Consider the following 15,338-nt stretch of genomic DNA (forward strand, 5'->3'; position numbering starts at 1 on the left):
TGGGCGGGGCGCGGATCGCCGCACGCGTCGAGGGCGTGCGGCGGCCGGTGCCGCGCCGGGATGTCAGAGGGCGGGAGTGTCGCCCTGGGCTGCGGCGAGGCCCGCTTCGGTGTCTGCGATGGCCGGCGCGCTGTCGGTGTGGGCGCCGGCCACCGTGGAAGCGCCGACCTGGGCGGCGAGGTCGGTGGCCTCGCCCGCCGCCCGCACGCCCGGCACCTCGGTGCTGCCCGCCCTGCCGGTGGTGATGCCACGGCCCGTGCTGTCGGGCAGGTCCCGCATCGGCAGCTTCGGACCGTCCAGGCCCTCGGCGCGGGCTTCCATCCGGGTGGCGACCGCGAGAAGGCTGCGGGCCACGACCCGGCCGTGGGTCAGGCGTGCGCCGGCGAGGGTGCCGTCCTCGTCGCCGACGACCTCCTGCACCGGGGTGTCGACAGTCGTCACAGCCATGGCCTCCTGCCTTTCCTCGTCCACTGGTCCCGGATGTCGCGGACCATCCGCACACGACGCTAAGCCGGTCTTGCCGTGGAGGCATACACTGTTGCCCATGACGCAAGAAGATGGGGATCTGGACAGCCTCGTACGCAAACGCATCCGTGCCTTGCGGGTGGCGCAGGGCTGGTCCCTGGAGGAATTGGCCTCCCGCGCCCACCTCAGCCAGTCCTCGCTGAGCCGCATCGAGAACGGCCGACGCCGCCTCGCACTGGATCAACTGGTCACCCTCGCCCGCGCCCTGGACACCACGCTCGATCAGCTCGTGGAGACCGCCACCGACGACGTCGTCACCAGCCCGACGATCGACAGCACCCACGGCCGGATGCGCTGGGCCGTCAAGGCCGACCCCGGGATGAGCGTGGTGCGCCAGCGCATGACCGAACCGCCCCCCGAGAATCCGGCGCGCATGCGCGCCCACCCGGGGCGCGAATGGCTCGTCGTGCTGTCCGGCACGGCGATCCTCATGCTCGGCCACCGCCGCTTCCGGCTCGAGACCAACCAGGCCGCCGAGTTCCCCACGATGATGCCGCACGCGATCGGCGCCGACGGCGGGCCCTGCGAGATCCTGGGCATCTTCGACCGCGACGCCCGCCGCGGCCACCAGAGCGACGGCGGCGACGACACCCGGGGCGCTCCCGAGTGACCGCGAGGCGGCCCGCCGGCCTCCCCTGGCAGTGGCATCTTGCGCGTCGGGCAGCGCTCTCGGTCATCATCTTGCGTAGAGTGGGAGGCTTCGTGCCGCAGGCGCATGCCCCTCTTAATGTGAAGAGCATGAACCACGCCCATACGGACACCTCCCACCACGGTGCTTCTCACGGTCACCACCACGAGCACTCGATGAACGGCCAGGCGGAGATCCTCGACCTGGACGCCGAGGTCCTCGCCGAGCACACCGCCTCCATCACCGCATGGCTGCCGCTGCGGACCGCCCCGCACCACATCGTGGACCTGGGCTGCGGCACGGGTGCGGGCACCTTCGCCCTCCTGGACCGCTTCCCCGACGCGCACGTCACCGCCGTCGACGCCTCCGCCGAACACCTGCAGCGCCTGCGCACCAAGGCGTGCACCCGTGGCGTCCAGGAGCGCGTACGTACGGTGCAGGCCGACCTCGACGACGACGCCTGGCCCGACCTCGGCTCACCGGACCTGGTCTGGGCGTCGGCCTCGATGCACCACATGGCCCACCCCGACCGCGCACTGCGGACCGTCCACGACACGCTCGCGCCCGGCGGCCTGTTCGCCGTCGTCGAACTGGCCGGCCATCCCCGCTTCCTGCCCGAGAACGCCCCCGAGGACAGGCCCGGCCTGGAGGAGCGGGTCCACGCCGCAGCCGACCGCCGCCAGGCCGAACACCTGCCCCACCGCGGCGCCGACTGGGGTCCGATGCTGACCGACGCCGGATTCACCGTCGAGGGCGAACGCACCATCGCCGTGAACCTCGAAGGCTCGCGCAGCGAAGCGATGGGCCGCTACGCCACCGGCATCCTGCAGCGCATTCGCAGCGTCGTCGCAGACGGGCTCTCCGCCGCGGACCTCACCGCGTTGGACCAGCTCCTCGACACCAGCAGCCCTCACAGCATCCTGCGCCGCGACGACCTGACGGTACGCACCGAGCGCACCGTCTGGGCCGCCCGGCGCGTCTGACCACGGACGGTTCCTCCCGCCAGGACGGGCCCGCCTCCGAGCCCACGGGCGGGGAACTGATCCGGCGCAGGGCCCGCGTCCCAGTCGGGGGGCGTGGGATGCGGTCTCCGGATACTCCGCCGGCCGTTTGCGGAAGGGGCGGGAGCCGGTACCACGCCGGCTGCCCGCCCCGTACGCCTCCGCTACGACCAGCGGCGCAGCACAGCCCGGGCCGGCAGCGTGACCGCGAGCAGGGCCAGGCCGCCGGCGGCGACCGCGAAGGATCCGTACATCAGCGGGGGCACGTACGGCGCCTCACCGGTCACGCCGTTCATCATGGGGATCAGCGTGGCCGCGGCGATCGCGGAGCCGAGGACCACGCCCACCACGGAGACCAGCAGGCCCTCCCAGCGCAGCATCGTCATCACCTGACGCCGGGTGGAGCCGACGAGGCGCAGCGTGCGCAACTCGCGGCGGCGGTCCAGGACGGTCATCACCAGGGTGTTGACCGCGGCGACGGCGGCGAATCCGCCGAGGACCGCCGCCATGGTGTTGTTCATCCAGGCGCCCGTCCTCGCGTCGAGGTTCTGCTGGGTGGCGTAGCCGGAGGCGTCGGTGACCTCGCCCAGGGCGGTGAGCGACTTCTCCGAGCCGCCGCGTACCAGCAGGGTGCTGTCGAAGCCCGAGGTGACGTGCCCGGCCAGGGACGCCCGGTCCATGGTCACCGTGGCCAGGCCGAGGCCGCGTCCGTAGACCGCGACGATCTCGGGGCTGGCCTTCGTCCCGTCGGGAAGGTAGAGCGGGAGCCGGTCGCCGACGCCGGCGTCCGCCGACGTCGCCAGGGTCCTGTCGATGGCGATACGGCCCTTGCCGAGCCGGTCGAGGCTGCCCTCGCGTACGTCCAGGTCCTGCACCTTCGCCAGACCGGCGCCGGAGCCGGTGACGCCCTGGGTGGCCGCGCCCTGGAGCGACGTGAACTCGCCGGAGCCGGTCGGCACCAGCACCTGCGTGTTCAGCAGCCCGACGGCCGCCTCCACCCCCGGTGCGCGGGAGGCGTGGGCCACCGCGTCCACCGGGAGCCCGGCCGGGTCCGTCACCACGTGGTCCGCGGTGACGCCCGCGCGCAGTTGCCTGTCGGCGGCGTGGGTCTCGCTCGTGTGCATGAACACGAGGGTCGAGGAGAAGGCCACGGCGAGCACGATCGGAGTGATCGCGGAGGCGAGGCGGCGGGCGTTGGTACGGGAGTTGGCGGCCGCGAGCTCGGCCGCCGGGCCCGCGCCGCGCAGCGGGAGGCCGAACAGGCCCGCGCACAGCCGTGCCACCAGCGGGCCGAGCAGCCCTACGGCGAGCATGAAGAGCATGACGACGCCGAGGGCGGCGCCGGCCGCGTCGTCTCCGGCGGAGCGGGCGGACACGCCGGTGAGGATCGCGCCACCGACGAGGGCGCCGACGCCGAGGACGGTACGGACGAGGCCGGGCCGCAGCCGCTCCACCGACGCCTCCGACAGCGCCTGTCCCGGCTTGATCTTCGCGGGCCGGCGCCCGGCGATCCAGCCTGCGCCGAGCGCGGTGAGCAACCCCATGACGACGGCGGCGAGCAGCGGGAGCCCGGAGACGTGCAGGTCCACGGCGCGCGGGATGGCACCACGGTCCTGGAGCTGCCCGAACCACCAGTGCGCGAGCCCGATGCCGGGCAGGCAGCCGATGATCCCGGCGAGCGGCGCGACGAGCAGTGCTTCGGAGGCGACCGCGCGGCGGACCTGCCGCGGGGTGGCGCCGACGGCGCGCAGCAGGGCGAACTCGCGGGAGCGCTGCCCGACCGAGAGGGCGACGGTTCCGGCGGCGGTGAAGACCGCGACGATGGCGGCGATGCCGCCGAAGGAGCCGCCGATTCCGAAGAGTGTCACCTTGGCGTACCCGAGGCCCGGGTCCTCGACGGCGCCGCGGTCGTCGCCGGTGTGGACCTGGGCGCCGGAGCCGGCCAGGGCCTGCTTCACGGCTGCGGCGAGGGCGTCGGTGCCGGTGCCGTGCTCCGCCAGCACGACGACGGCGTCGGCCTTGCCGGGGTGCCCGGCGAGCGTGGGGGCCTGGGTGTCGGCGAACCAGATCAGGGCGCCCGCCTCGCCGGAGTCCCGGGCGGTGTCCGCGGGGCCTGCCTCGGCGACGCCGGCGACGCGGAAGTCCCGCTGCCCGGCGGCGGTCTCCAGCACGACGGTGTCGCCGACGGCGGCCCGCGCGGCGCGGGCCGTACCCGCGTCGAGCACGACTTCGCCCGCGCGGGGCGCGGAGCCGGTGGTCAGCGAGGTGCCGGTGAAGGTGTGCGAGCCCCATCCGTGCGCGGTGAGCACTCCGCCCGGAACGGGCAGCTCGCGGGCGTCGGAGCCCGCATCGTCGCTCCTCGCGCGCACCGGGAAGGTGAAGTCCGCGACGGCGGTGGCCGCACCCGGCACGTCGGCGGCCTTCGCCGCAAGACCGGCATCCATCCGTGCCGTGTCCGGCAGCGGCGTCGCCTCCTTCTCGCGGTCCTCGCCGCTGCCGGTGACGACGTACTCGTACTGGTCCGCCGCCGCGACGACCGGCGCGTTCGCGTACCGGTCCGGCGGCACGGAGGCGCGCAGGCTGGTCTCCAGCAGGATTCCGCAGGCCGAGACGATCAGTGCGGACATCAGCAGCGCGAGGAAGGTCCCCGCGAAGGACGCGGGTTTGAAGCGGACGGCCTCACGGGCGAGTCCGTTGGGGCGCCTCATGCCGCCGCTCCTGCCATCGCACCGGCGCGGGGGGTGCGCGAGGTGAGCAGGGCCATCCTTGCCGCGATCTGCTCCGCCGTGCCGCGCTCGAGGCGGTCGGCGAAGGCGCCGTCGGCGAGGAACAGCACACGGTCGGCCCAGGCGGCCGCGGCCGGGTCGTGGGTGACCATGACGACGGTGGCGCCGAGAGCGTCCACGGCGTCGCGCAGCAGGCCGAGGACCTCGGCGGCGGTGCCGGTGTCGAGGGCGCCGGTGGGTTCGTCCGCGAAGATCACGTCGGGGCTGGTGACCAGGGCGCGGGCGACGGCCACGCGCTGCTGCTGGCCGCCGGAGAGCTCTCCGGGACGGCGCCGCGCCTTGTCGGCGAGCCCGACCTGGGCGAGCACCGCCTGCGCCTGGCGCCGGTCCTGGCGCTGCCCGGCCAGGCGCATGGGCAGCAGCACGTTCTGCTCCACGGTCAGCGACGGCAGCAGGTTGAACGCCTGGAAGACGAAGCCGAGGCGGCTGCGGCGGAGCTCGGTGAGCTCGTTCTCGTTCATGCCGGTGATCTCCGTGCCGCCGAGGCGTACGGATCCCGCCGACGGCCGGTCGAGCCCGGCGGCGCACTGCAGGAAGGTGGACTTGCCGGACCCGGACGGGCCCATGACCGCGGTGAACGTTCCGCGCGGCAGGGCCAGGTCGATGCCCGCGAGGGCGTGCACCGTGCCCGCCCCGCGGCCGTACTGCCGCCGGACGCCGCGCAGCTCGACGGCGGGACCGGGCGTGGCGGCCGGGACCTCGGGCCGGTCGTCCACCTCCGGCCCGTGGTCCGCCTTCTGTCGCTTGCCGCTGCGTAGCCTCATGTCCCGTCTCCCTCATACGTGCACATTCTGTGACGGGTGAAGAGTGCGGGGACGGCTGTGCCCCGGGCGTCATACCCGGGAGCCAATGTGGAGGTGCTACCGCGGTAGGGGGTGGTGGAGGAGGGCGGGGCGGCGGCGGCCGTCCTACTCGCCCGGGGCGACCAGCCCCGACTCGTAGGCGAAGACCACCGCCTGGGCGCGGTCGCGCAGGTCGAGCTTGGCCAGGACGCGGCTGACGTGCGTCTTCACCGTCTGCTCGGCCAGCACCAGCGTCTGCGCGATCTCCCCGTTCGACCGGCCGCGGGCCACCAGGGTGAGGACCTCGGTCTCGCGTTCCGTCAGGCCCTTGAGGCGCAGCGCGGGCTTGCCCCGGGCGGCGGGACGCTGCCTGGCGAAGTCCGCGATGAGGCGGCGCGTCACGGAGGGGGCGAGCAGCGCGTCACCCGCGGCCACGACGCGGACCGCCCCGATGAGGTCGCCCGGCGGCGCGTCCTTGAGCAGGAAGCCACTCGCGCCCGCCCGCAGCGCCTCGTACACGTAGTCGTCGACGTCGAACGTGGTCAGCATCAGGACACGCGGCCGGTGTGTCACACCCGGCGGCGGCTCCAGAAGGCGGCGAGCGGCCTCCAGGCCGTCCATCCCGGGCATCCGGACGTCCATCAGCACGACGTCGGGACGGGTGCGCCGACTCAGCTCGACGCCCTGCGCGCCGTCGGGGGCCTCGCCCACCACGTCGATGTCGCTCTGGGCGGCCAGCAGCGCGGCGAAACCGGCCCGCACCATGGCCTGGTCGTCGACGATGAGGACGCGCGTCGTCATGTGAAGTCCTTTCCGGTCAGGGGAAGTAGGGCGGCGACCCGGAAACCGCCGTCCGGCAGCGGCCCCACGTCGAGGCTGCCGCCGATGATCCGCACCCGCTCGCGCATACCGACGAGCCCGTGCCCGGTGCCGCCCACCTCGAGCGGCGCGGCGGACGGCTCCGGCGACGGCCCGTTGACCACCAGGACGATCAGCCGCGCGCCCGTCCCCGGTTCGCGCTCCGACACCGACAGCGACACCTGCGTGCGGGCACCCGGCGCGTGCCGCACGACGTTCGCCAGGGCCTCCTGGACGATCCGGTACGCGGACAGGCCCACCGCCTCGGGCACGTCGACGTCACAGGGGGTGAACTCCACGGGCCCGCGGGCCCGCGCCGTCGCCTCCACCAGCTGCCCGATCTGCGCCAGGCCCGGCTGGGGCACCAACTCGCCGTGCGCCTCCTCGTTGCGCAGCACGCCGAGGAGGCGCCGCATCTCGCCGAGCGACTCGCGCGCGGTCGCCGCGATGGAGGTGAACTCCTCCCGCGCGTCCGGCGGAAGCTTGTCGAGGCGGTACTCCGCGGTGTCCGCCTGCACCGTGATGACGGACATGTGGTGCGCCACCACATCGTGCAGCTCGCGGGCGATCCGGGCGCGCTCCTCCAGCAGCGTGCGCCGGCCCCGCTCGGCCTCGCTGATCGTCTCCTGCTCGACCAGCCTGCGCTGCACCTCGGACCGCTCTCGGAGCGCACCGCCCAGCAGCAGCGCGACGCCCCCGAGGATGGTGAACAGCAGGTCCCTGGCGCCGAAGCCGTGGGGCGCGGCGAATCCCAGGGCCACGTTCGCGCCCGCCGTGGCCAGCCACACCAGCAGCAGCGTCCGGCGCCGCTCGCGCAGGCCCAGGGCGAGGCAGAGGCCGACGTACCCGACGATCTCCATGGGCGGGAACGGCCACAGCAGCCGCTCCTGGAAGTCGACGGTGAGCAGGACGAGCGCGCCGGCGACGTCCGCGACGAAGACCACGTACCAGGCCTGCAGTGGCCGTACGACGGCGAGCAGCAGCGGCGCGGCCTGTGCGACGGCCAGCCCGGCGGCAACACTGCCGTTCAGGCCGTAGTCGGCGGTGAGGACCACGATGGTCGTGGGCAGCAGGGCGACGCACAGCACGAACGCCACGGCCCACGGCAGCAGGCGTACCCACGGACGTGAAGCGCCCGCGAGCAGCGCACGCGGGCGTTCCTCCTTCGCTGAGCTCATGCGCACCAGCCTATGTGCACCGCGACGGCGTCCGGACGGGCGCGGGGCGTCGGCTCCTCAGCTGTCGGCACGCAGCGGTTCTCCCACTTCGTGCAGGTGCCGCAGGGCCTGGCGGCAGGAGTCGACGAGGCCGGTCTGCGCGTAGGGGAGGCCGAGGTGCGGCAGCGGGCCTTCACCATGGACCGGGCGAGCCTGAGGTGCGGGCGGGGCGTGCTGGGGAACAGGCGGTGCTCGATCTGGTGTGAAGGCCATACCCAGCTGCCGACGTCAGGCTTACGGCGACAGTCGCTCACTCCTGCTCACTGCATGGGAACGGTGTCGAGGCTCACCGCCGCCCCCGCCGACTCGGTCTCACCGGCCCCATAGGCGCCATACTGACTCAAAGAGGATGAAATACCCGGGCCAGCTCGCGGAGGCTAAGCCGATGCACCACCACGCAGAGAACGGTGCCGACCACGTGACGGACGACGCGGCGCAGAGTGGGGAGGAGTCTGAGGTGTACGGGGACGATGCCAGCGGTGACGAGGCGGACGAAGCCTACGACGGCGGCCGGGCCGAGACGCTTGGGAACGAGGGGGTCCACAGCGGCACCGCGGACCAGGACGCCGATGCGCCGGCGGAGCGTCCGGCGGAGAACCGGGACTCCGATGTCTACCTGGACGTTCCCCAGCTCAAGGTCGACGAGATCAGTCTCGACGTGGAGAACCTGCGGGCCCGCGTCTCCCTCCAGGCCGAGGTGCTCGACCTGCTGAGGCTGAACGTGGGCGCCGACGTCGCGCTCGGACAGGTTCACCTCGGGATCTCCGGCGTGGAGGCGCGGGCCCAGCTCAAGGTCCGGCTGGACAACGTCGCACTGATCATCAACCGGGTCCTCACCACGATCGACCGCAATCCGCAGATCCTGGAGCAGCTGGCCCGCGGTGTCGGGTCGGCCGTGCAGGACGTGGGCCGGGGCGCCGGGTCGGCCGTGCGGGACGTGGGCCGGGGTACCGGGTCCGCCGTGGAGGACGTCGGAATGGGGGCCGGATCCGCAGTTCGGGACGTCGGTGGTGGCGCCGGTGAGGCAGTCGGGGAGGTCGGGCGAGGCATCGGCGAGGCGGTCGAGGACGTCGGCTGGGGCGCGGGAGAAGCCGTCGGCGAGGCGGGCGGGGCGGCGGGCGCAGCTGTCGAGGGCGTGGGCGACGCGGCCCGGGAGACCGGCCGGGCCGCCGGACGCACCGCGGAGGCGGCCGGGGCCGACGAGACGGCGGGGAAGGCCACTCACCGGCCCGGGACGGCCGCTGGTTCCGTCACTCGCTCGGCGGACGGGACGGGACGCGCCGTGTCTGTGGGCCGTACGGCGGCACGCCGGACGGCCGGGCCGACCGGTGACGGCACCGAGGGCGTCGGGAGCGGACGCTCCGCCACCCGGCGGCGCCGCACGCGCGACGACGAGCCGAAGGCGACGCGGCCCACCGGGCGACGCGGTGCCGAGAAGCGCGACGAGCCGCCATGAACGGAAGCGCCGCCGCGCTCGGCCGCCGCGGCCTCCGCCGAGGACCCCGCCATCGATGTCTCCTTCGACGCGGTCGTCCGCGGCGACCGCCTGCGGTTCGCGAGGGCGCCGCGGACCCGGGTCTCTTTCCCCGGCACCGGAGCGCGCGAGTCGGTTTCCCGCAGCGAGCGGACCAATCTGCCCCGACGAGTGGCCCCCGGGCAGGAGTACCGCGACGTGACCGTGGTGTACCGCCTCGCCAGCCGTCTCACCGGGGGCAGCCCATCCGGAAGGAGCAATGCTCATGACCTGTGCGTCGGCCTCGGGCGGACATCACCGGCAAGGCCGAAAGGGCCAGGCAGTACGGGGTGTTCGGCCCCGAGGTCGGACCGGACCGGAGGTTCGGTAGTCGTCGGAGTCCAGGTGTGCGCTGGGCGGCAGCCGACCGGCCGTTCGGCGTGGACCGGCATTGTTACGATCCTCGACATGCGTGTAGCGGACACCGCTTTCGACGGTGAGGATGTGCGCCGGGTCGTCCACCTGGCTGTCGAGACCCTGCGGAGTGCGGACCCCCAGGGCCTGGACGCCAGGGCCGGAACGCTCGAGTGGACGTGTTGGGAGACGCTCGAGCACCTGGCCGACGACCTGTTCACGGCCGTGAAGGAAAGGGAATTAGTGAATCAGTTACTCCCACCAGGGCAAGCGCCGTTCCCGCCGGCCACGCGAGCGTCGGCTCCTCTTCCCTTGTGCGCCATTGACGCGCGTAGCCCGTTGCCGCACGCTGGGCTCCGATTGTTGTCGACCCAACGGTCGGGAGGCCGGGATGTTCAGACGCACGTCACGCCTGCTTCTCTCGCTTGTCATGCTCCTGTCCGGTGCGGTGGTCGGCGTGGGTGCCACCGCCGGTACCGCGCACGCCGACTCCTGCTACACCTGGAACCGCACCCTCTCCCAGGGATCCTCCGGCAGCGACGTGACCCAGCTCCAGATCCGGGTCGCCGGCTGGGTGACGTCCGGCGAACGGCTCTCCTACGACGGCCAGTACGGCGCACGGACCGCCGCCGCCGTCAAGAAGTTCCAGGCCGCGTACGGACTGAGTGCGGACGGAGTCGCCGGGCCCGCGACCTTCAGCAAGATCTACGCACTCCAGGACGCCGACTGCACGCCCGTCCACTTCAGCTACGCCGAACTCAACAAGTGCAACTCCGACTGGTCCGGCGGCGCGGTCTCCGCGGCCACCGCCAAATCCAACGCGCTCAAGACCATGTGGAAGCTGGAGGCGATGCGCCACGCCCTCGGCGACGTCCCGATCACGATCAGCAGCGGCTTCCGCTCCCGCGCGTGCAACAACGCGGTCGGCGGCTCCGCCACCAGCCGTCACCTCTACGGCGACGCGGCGGACCTCGTCGGCTCACCGTCCCTGTGCCGGCTCGCCCAGCAGTCCAGGACCCACGGCTTCTCGGAGATCCTCGGCCCCGGCTACCCCGACCACAACGACCACACCCACGTAGCCTTCGACCCGTCACCGTACTGGTCGGCTCCCACCTGCGGCATCTGACTGGCCGCCCAGCGTCGCCACGAGTTCTTTCGCTTTCCTCGCCCTCGACGTCGTACCGGGCGGCGCGAGTGCTTGGCGCACTCGGCGTCACGCCTCCGGCCCCGGAGCCGGAGGTGCCCGCGCAGCCGCTCGTCGCGGATGAGCCCCGTAGACGCAGCTCGGCCTCGTTCGCCCACGGGGACGGTTTCCGTCAGCGGTGGTCGTCAGGCCGGTCCCGTGGTCGTCCAGCGCAGGGCGGCGGCGCCGAGGGACATGCCGCCGCCGAACGCCGCGAGGAGCACCAGGTCGCCGTCGTGCAGGTGACCGCCCTGGTTGGCGTCGTCGAGGGCGAGGGCGACGGAGGCGCTGCCGGTGTTCCCGTAGCGTTCCAGGGTCCGGTGGGTGTGGGCGTGGTCGAGGCCGGCGCGGGTCACCAGTTCGCTGAGCATGACGCCGTTGGCCTGGTGCGGTACGAAGTGGTCGACATCGGCGAGGCCGTGGCCGGTGCGCTCGACGAGGGTGCTGAGGGCGCCGGGGACGTTGTCCATGACGAAGTCCCGTACGCCGCGGCCGTTCATGCGGAAGAAGTGGTCGCCGTTGTCGACGGTCCCGTGGGTGGTCGGGACACGGCTGCCGCCGGCGTCCACCCGGATCAGTCCGTGCGCGTGGCCGTGGCTGGACAGTTCGACGTCGAGGAAGCCGCCCGCGGGGACGGCCCCGACCAGGGCGGCCCCGGCGCCGTCGCCGAGCAGGACCACCGTCTTGCGGTCGGTGACGTCGAGGATGCGGGAGTACACGTCGGCGGCGATGACCAGGGCGTAGGCGTCCGGTTCCTGGGCGACCAGGGCGCGGGCGAGGGCGAGGCCGTAGACGAAGCCGCTGCAGACGACGTTGATGTCGAAGCAGGCGGCGCGGTGGGCGCCGACGGCGTTCTGGACGTGGTACGAGGTGGGCGGCTGCGGGGAGTCGGGGGTGGAGGTGGAGACGATGAGGTAGCGCAGCGCCTCGGCCGGTACGCCCGCCTGCTCCAGGGTCCGCTTCGCGGCCTCGGCGGCGAGGTCGGAGGTGGCCTCGTCGGGGGCGGCGTAGCGGCGGGTGACGATCTGCGTCTTGCGTTCGATCCACTCGGGGGTGACGCCGGCCGGTCCGGCGACGTCCGCGCCGGTGACGATCTGTTCGGGGACGTAGGAGCCGGTGGCCAGGATGCCGATGCCGGTCATGGTCACACCCGCGCCGTCGTCGCGTGGCGGCGCCAGGAGGTGAGGCGTTCCTCGCCGATCCGGGCCCGCGCCTCGGGATCGGTCACGCCCAGGCCCTCGGTGGGGGCGAGGCAGAGGACACCGACCTTGCCGATGTGCCGGTTGGTCTGGACGAGGCGCAGGGCCTCGCCGGTCTCGGCCAGCGGGTGGAGGTCGGTGAGGATCGGCACCAGGCCGCCCTGGCGGAACAGCCGGGCGGTGTCCCACTGTTCCTGGAGGTTGGCGATGTGACTGCCGATGACCCGCTTGAGGTTCATCCACAGGTAGCGGTTGTCGTACTGGTGCTGGTAGCCGGTGCTGGAGCCGCAGGTGACGACGATGCCGCCGCGCCGGACGACGTGTACGGAGGTGCCGAAGGTGGCCCGGCCCACGTAGTCGAAGGCGATCCGGGGGTCCTCGCCGAGTTCGGCGCGGATTCTTCGGCCGATGCGCTTGCCGTACTCGATGGCGTCCGCCGGGTCGCCGGTGCCGTCGCCCATGCCGATCTCACGCCGGTCGATGACGACGTCGCAGCCCTGTGCGCGGAGGATCTCCGCCTTGCGCTCGGAGCTGACCATGCCGACGGCGACGCCGCCGCCGTTCTTGACCATCTGGACGGCGAAACCGCCGAGGCCCCCGGTCGCGCCCCAGACGAGCACGACGTCGCCCTGCTTGATCTGGGCGCCGCGGTCGCTGACCAGCATGCGGTAGGCGGTGCCCGCGCACAGGGTGATGGAGGCGGACTCCTCCCACGTCAGGTGCGGGGGCTTGGGCACGAGCTGGCTGGCCCGCACGACCGTGTAGTGGGCGAGGCCGCCGAAGTTGGTCTCGTAACCCCAGGCCCGTCCCTCGGGGCCCATCATGCCGTCGGCGTGGGCGCCCGGGTCCTGGTCGTCGACGTAGGCGGGGCTGACCATGACGTGGTCGCCGGTCTTCCAGTGCCGTACGCCGTCGCCGACCCGGACCACGACGCCAGCGGCGTCGGAGCCGACGATCTGGTGGGGCAGGTCGTGGCGGGTCGCGTAACCGCCCTGCCGGGCGAACCGCTTGAGCGCGGTGAACGTCGAGATCGGCTGGAACATCGCCGACCACACGGTGTTGTAGTTGATGGAGCTGGCCATCACCGCGACGACCACTTCGTCCGGTGCGATCGCGGGCATCGGCACGGGTCCGACGTGCAGCGAACGCCGGACGTCGGGGTCGGGGTCACCGTCGAAGATCCCGGCGTCCTCGGCCCGCAGGTGTGCCGCGGTGAACCGGTCCGGGAGCGGGAGCGCGCCGAGTTCCTCCGGTGGGGCACCGGAGAGCACCGCTTCGGCCAAGATGTCCATGAGTAGTCCTCGCGATCGCGTCTGAACCGGGGAGGGGGCGGGCATCCCCGCGCCGATCATGTGGGCGCACGCCGCCGGGTCACACCCCAGCGCCGCCCCTAGCCACCGGCCTGGGCGGGCACGGCGATCGCGGTGATCAGCAGGCCGTCGCCCTGGGTCCAGCGGCCGGTGAACGTGTCCGGGGCGCGGGGGGTGGTGTGCGGGGGCGTGACGAGGAGCTTCGCGGTGAACGTGCCGGCCGGGTCCAGTTCGATGCGGGCCTCGTGGAACTCCAGGAAGCGGTGGGTCAGCGGGAACCACGCCTTGTAGACCGTCTCCTTGGCGCTGAACAGCAGCCGGTCCCAGGGGACGTGCGGGGCGGCCCGTCCCAGGCGCTGGACGGCGTGGTGTTCCGCCGGCAGTGCGACGGCGTCCAGGACTCCGTCGGGCAGGGGTGCGGCCGGTTCGGCGTCCACGCCGACGGTGAGCAGGTCGCGGGCGTGGGCGACCGCGCAGCCGCGGAACCCGGCGCAGTGGGTCATGCTGCCGACGATGCCGGCCGGCCAGGCCGGCGCACCGCGCTCCCCCGGCAGGATCGGCGCGGGCGCCACCCCGAGGCCGGCCAGCGCGGTACGGGCGCAGTGGCGGACGGTGGTGAACTCGCGGCGGCGCTTGTCCACCGCCCGTGCGATCACCGCCTCCTCGGCCGGGAAGAGGACGGTGCCGGGCGGGTCGGTGTACGTCTCGTCGGTCGCGGCCCGCGGGGGCAGGACGCGGCGGAGCAGTCCGGTCGTCGCCGGCCGGCCGGCCGTCACCGGGCGGTGGCGGGTCGGGCCGCTGCGGGGGAGGGCGCGGCGGCCGCCACGGACACCGCGGCGCCGGGCGTACGGGCGGTGCCGGGCGTACGGGCGGTGCCGGGCGTACGGGCGGTGCCGGGCGTACGGGCGGTGCCGGCCGCCTCCGCGAGGATCGCGTCGGCGTCGGCTCCGGGGGCGCAGGAGCGCCGCAGGGCGGTCAGCAGCCTCGGGTCGAGGCGGGCCGAGGCGGCACGGCGTCCCGGGTCGACCAGACCGGCGGCCTCGGTCAGCCACTCGGCGGACGCCGGCACCCCGAGGAAGGCGGCCAGCCGGGTCAGTTCCCCCGGCGCGTCGGCGACCAGGGTCTCGTACGTGGTCATCATCCAGGTGTCGGCGGGCAGCCGCAGGAGTTCGCCGGCGCCCTCGCGGACCAGGGCCGCCCACAGCGCGCCGAACGCGGTCACCGGGATGTCCCGCCGCATCAGCCGCGGGAGTTCGGACGGCGTCGCCAGCAGTCGGCCCAGCTCGGGCGGGAGCAGCCGGAACTGGTCGGGGCCGAGGTGCTCCGGGGAGGCGACGCCGGCGATCCGGGCGGCCTCCCGGCCCAGCAGCATCTGCCGGAACCCGGGGTGGCGGCTCATGGACAGGGCGGAGTCGGCGCCGTCGCGGGTGAGGTAGACGAACCTCGCCTCGGGGAACCGCTCGCGCAGCCGCGGCAGCATCTCCAGGGACCCGCCGGAGCGTTCCACGACCACGGGCCGGCCGAACCGTCCGGCGAGGTGGGCGAAGAGCGCCCGGTACTGGTCGGCGACCGGGCGGGCGGGCCAGCCCGGTATCTCGGCGGCCAGTTCGTCGTACAGGGCGTCCGGGTCGTCGGTGAGCATCGGCAGCGTCATGTGGCAGATCGCCGGGACGCCTTCGGCGGGGTCGAACCGGCCGGTGTCGTACGGGTAGATCAGCTCGGAGACGTTGAGTTTCTCGGCGGCCATGACGTCCACGGCCGGCTCGGGCTCGCTCAGCATCCGCCAGAACCCGGCGCCGTCCGGGGTGCCGTCGAGGCCGCCGCGGTTGCGGACCGTGCTGAGCAGTTCGCTGACGCTGAGCACCTCGGGATGGGCGCGCAGCATCCGGGAGACCAGCGTGGATCCGCACCGGCCGGTGCTGATCACGAAGGTGGGGGGCATGGCCGTCCTCAGAAGTCAGTCAGGAAGTCAGTCAGTAGGT

13 protein-coding genes and 1 pseudogene are annotated in these 15,338 nt (G+C 73.5%); 4 read left to right on the forward strand and 10 right to left on the reverse strand.

The features are described 5' to 3' along the window. Positions 1–63: 63 nt before the first annotated feature. Positions 64–447: a hypothetical protein gene (locus tag KUM32_RS18570; RefSeq protein ID WP_217143035.1), complete on the reverse strand. Its 384-nt coding sequence runs from the start codon at positions 445–447 to the stop codon at positions 64–66. Between the two features lie 97 nt (positions 448–544). Here KUM32_RS18570 and KUM32_RS18575 point away from each other — a divergent pair, with 97 nt between their 5' ends. Continuing rightward, positions 545–1,135 carry a helix-turn-helix domain-containing protein gene (locus KUM32_RS18575; protein WP_217143036.1) on the forward strand — a complete coding sequence of 197 codons (591 nt, stop codon included), beginning with the start codon at positions 545–547 and terminating at the stop codon, positions 1,133–1,135. A gap of 128 nt (positions 1,136–1,263) precedes the next feature. After that, the gene (locus KUM32_RS18580; protein WP_217143037.1) at positions 1,264–2,136 is read left to right on the forward strand and encodes a class I SAM-dependent methyltransferase; all 873 of its coding nucleotides are present in this window, start codon (positions 1,264–1,266) and stop codon (positions 2,134–2,136) included. A gap of 182 nt (positions 2,137–2,318) precedes the next feature. Here the strand turns inward: KUM32_RS18580 and KUM32_RS18585 are convergent, their stop codons facing one another. The 5 genes and pseudogenes from KUM32_RS18585 to KUM32_RS43565 all read right to left on the reverse strand — a co-directional run. Beyond that, positions 2,319–4,862, reverse strand: coding sequence for an ABC transporter permease (locus tag KUM32_RS18585; RefSeq protein WP_217143038.1), 2,544 nt, complete (start codon positions 4,860–4,862; stop codon positions 2,319–2,321). Further along, complete coding sequence (locus tag KUM32_RS18590; protein ID WP_217143039.1) at positions 4,859–5,704, reverse strand: ABC transporter ATP-binding protein; 846 nt, start codon at positions 5,702–5,704, stop codon at positions 4,859–4,861. Before KUM32_RS18590 ends, KUM32_RS18585 begins: the two co-directional genes overlap by 4 nt. Positions 5,705–5,848: 144 nt before the next feature. After that, complete coding sequence (locus KUM32_RS18595) at positions 5,849–6,523, reverse strand: response regulator transcription factor (RefSeq protein WP_217143040.1); 675 nt, start codon at positions 6,521–6,523, stop codon at positions 5,849–5,851. Then, positions 6,520–7,758 carry a sensor histidine kinase gene (locus KUM32_RS18600; RefSeq protein WP_217143041.1) on the reverse strand — a complete coding sequence of 413 codons (1,239 nt, stop codon included), beginning with the start codon at positions 7,756–7,758 and terminating at the stop codon, positions 6,520–6,522. Before KUM32_RS18600 ends, KUM32_RS18595 begins: the two co-directional genes overlap by 4 nt. Positions 7,759–7,815: 57 nt before the next feature. Beyond that, positions 7,816–8,003: pseudogene (locus tag KUM32_RS43565) on the reverse strand (acyl-CoA desaturase); the annotation flags it as partial. Positions 8,004–8,182: 179 nt separating this feature from the next. Here KUM32_RS43565 and KUM32_RS18605 point away from each other — a divergent pair. Then, complete coding sequence (locus tag KUM32_RS18605) at positions 8,183–9,253, forward strand: hypothetical protein (RefSeq protein WP_217143042.1); 1,071 nt, start codon at positions 8,183–8,185, stop codon at positions 9,251–9,253. Positions 9,254–10,055: 802 nt separating this feature from the next. After that, entirely contained in the window at positions 10,056–10,790 is a 735-nt protein-coding gene (locus tag KUM32_RS18610; RefSeq protein ID WP_217143043.1) for a D-Ala-D-Ala carboxypeptidase family metallohydrolase, read from the forward strand. Positions 10,791–10,993: 203 nt separating this feature from the next. On the opposite strand, the gene KUM32_RS18615 is transcribed toward KUM32_RS18610, so the two are convergent. From KUM32_RS18615 to KUM32_RS18630, 4 genes are all read right to left on the reverse strand, one after another. Continuing rightward, positions 10,994–11,989 (reverse strand): 3-oxoacyl-ACP synthase III family protein, encoded by a 996-nt coding sequence (locus KUM32_RS18615; RefSeq protein ID WP_217143044.1) that lies wholly within the window; start codon positions 11,987–11,989, stop codon positions 10,994–10,996. Positions 11,990–11,991: 2 nt separating this feature from the next. Next, the gene (gene ccrA / locus KUM32_RS18620; RefSeq protein ID WP_217143045.1) at positions 11,992–13,338 is read right to left on the reverse strand and encodes a crotonyl-CoA carboxylase/reductase; all 1,347 of its coding nucleotides are present in this window, start codon (positions 13,336–13,338) and stop codon (positions 11,992–11,994) included. A 98-nt stretch (positions 13,339–13,436) separates the two neighbouring features. Further along, positions 13,437–14,132: a 4'-phosphopantetheinyl transferase superfamily protein gene (locus KUM32_RS18625; RefSeq protein WP_308408677.1), complete on the reverse strand. Its 696-nt coding sequence runs from the start codon at positions 14,130–14,132 to the stop codon at positions 13,437–13,439. Continuing rightward, positions 14,129–15,298: a sulfotransferase gene (locus KUM32_RS18630; RefSeq protein ID WP_254405776.1), complete on the reverse strand. Its 1,170-nt coding sequence runs from the start codon at positions 15,296–15,298 to the stop codon at positions 14,129–14,131. The genes KUM32_RS18625 and KUM32_RS18630 overlap by 4 nt, the downstream gene beginning before the upstream one ends. Positions 15,299–15,338 lie beyond the last annotated feature (40 nt).

This window comes from Streptomyces sp. AC627_RSS907 (assembly GCF_019049165.1).

What these genes read in the sequence shown, in the direction of transcription:
- KUM32_RS18570 (WP_217143035.1), bottom strand. Translation starts at nt 447, where the DNA reads ATGGCTGTGACGACTGTCGACACCCCGGTGCAGGAGGTCGTCGGCGAC.
- KUM32_RS18575 (WP_217143036.1), top strand. Translation starts at nt 545, where the DNA reads ATGACGCAAGAAGATGGGGATCTGGACAGCCTCGTACGCAAACGCATC.
- KUM32_RS18580 (WP_217143037.1), top strand. Translation starts at nt 1,264, where the DNA reads ATGAACCACGCCCATACGGACACCTCCCACCACGGTGCTTCTCACGGT.
- KUM32_RS18585 (WP_217143038.1), bottom strand. Translation starts at nt 4,862, where the DNA reads ATGAGGCGCCCCAACGGACTCGCCCGTGAGGCCGTCCGCTTCAAACCC.
- KUM32_RS18590 (WP_217143039.1), bottom strand. Translation starts at nt 5,704, where the DNA reads ATGAGGCTACGCAGCGGCAAGCGACAGAAGGCGGACCACGGGCCGGAG.
- KUM32_RS18595 (WP_217143040.1), bottom strand. Translation starts at nt 6,523, where the DNA reads ATGACGACGCGCGTCCTCATCGTCGACGACCAGGCCATGGTGCGGGCC.
- KUM32_RS18600 (WP_217143041.1), bottom strand. Translation starts at nt 7,758, where the DNA reads ATGAGCTCAGCGAAGGAGGAACGCCCGCGTGCGCTGCTCGCGGGCGCT.
- KUM32_RS18605 (WP_217143042.1), top strand. Translation starts at nt 8,183, where the DNA reads ATGCACCACCACGCAGAGAACGGTGCCGACCACGTGACGGACGACGCG.
- KUM32_RS18610 (WP_217143043.1), top strand. Translation starts at nt 10,056, where the DNA reads ATGTTCAGACGCACGTCACGCCTGCTTCTCTCGCTTGTCATGCTCCTG.
- KUM32_RS18615 (WP_217143044.1), bottom strand. Translation starts at nt 11,989, where the DNA reads ATGACCGGCATCGGCATCCTGGCCACCGGCTCCTACGTCCCCGAACAG.
- ccrA (WP_217143045.1), bottom strand. Translation starts at nt 13,338, where the DNA reads ATGGACATCTTGGCCGAAGCGGTGCTCTCCGGTGCCCCACCGGAGGAA.
- KUM32_RS18630 (WP_254405776.1), bottom strand. Translation starts at nt 15,298, where the DNA reads ATGCCCCCCACCTTCGTGATCAGCACCGGCCGGTGCGGATCCACGCTG.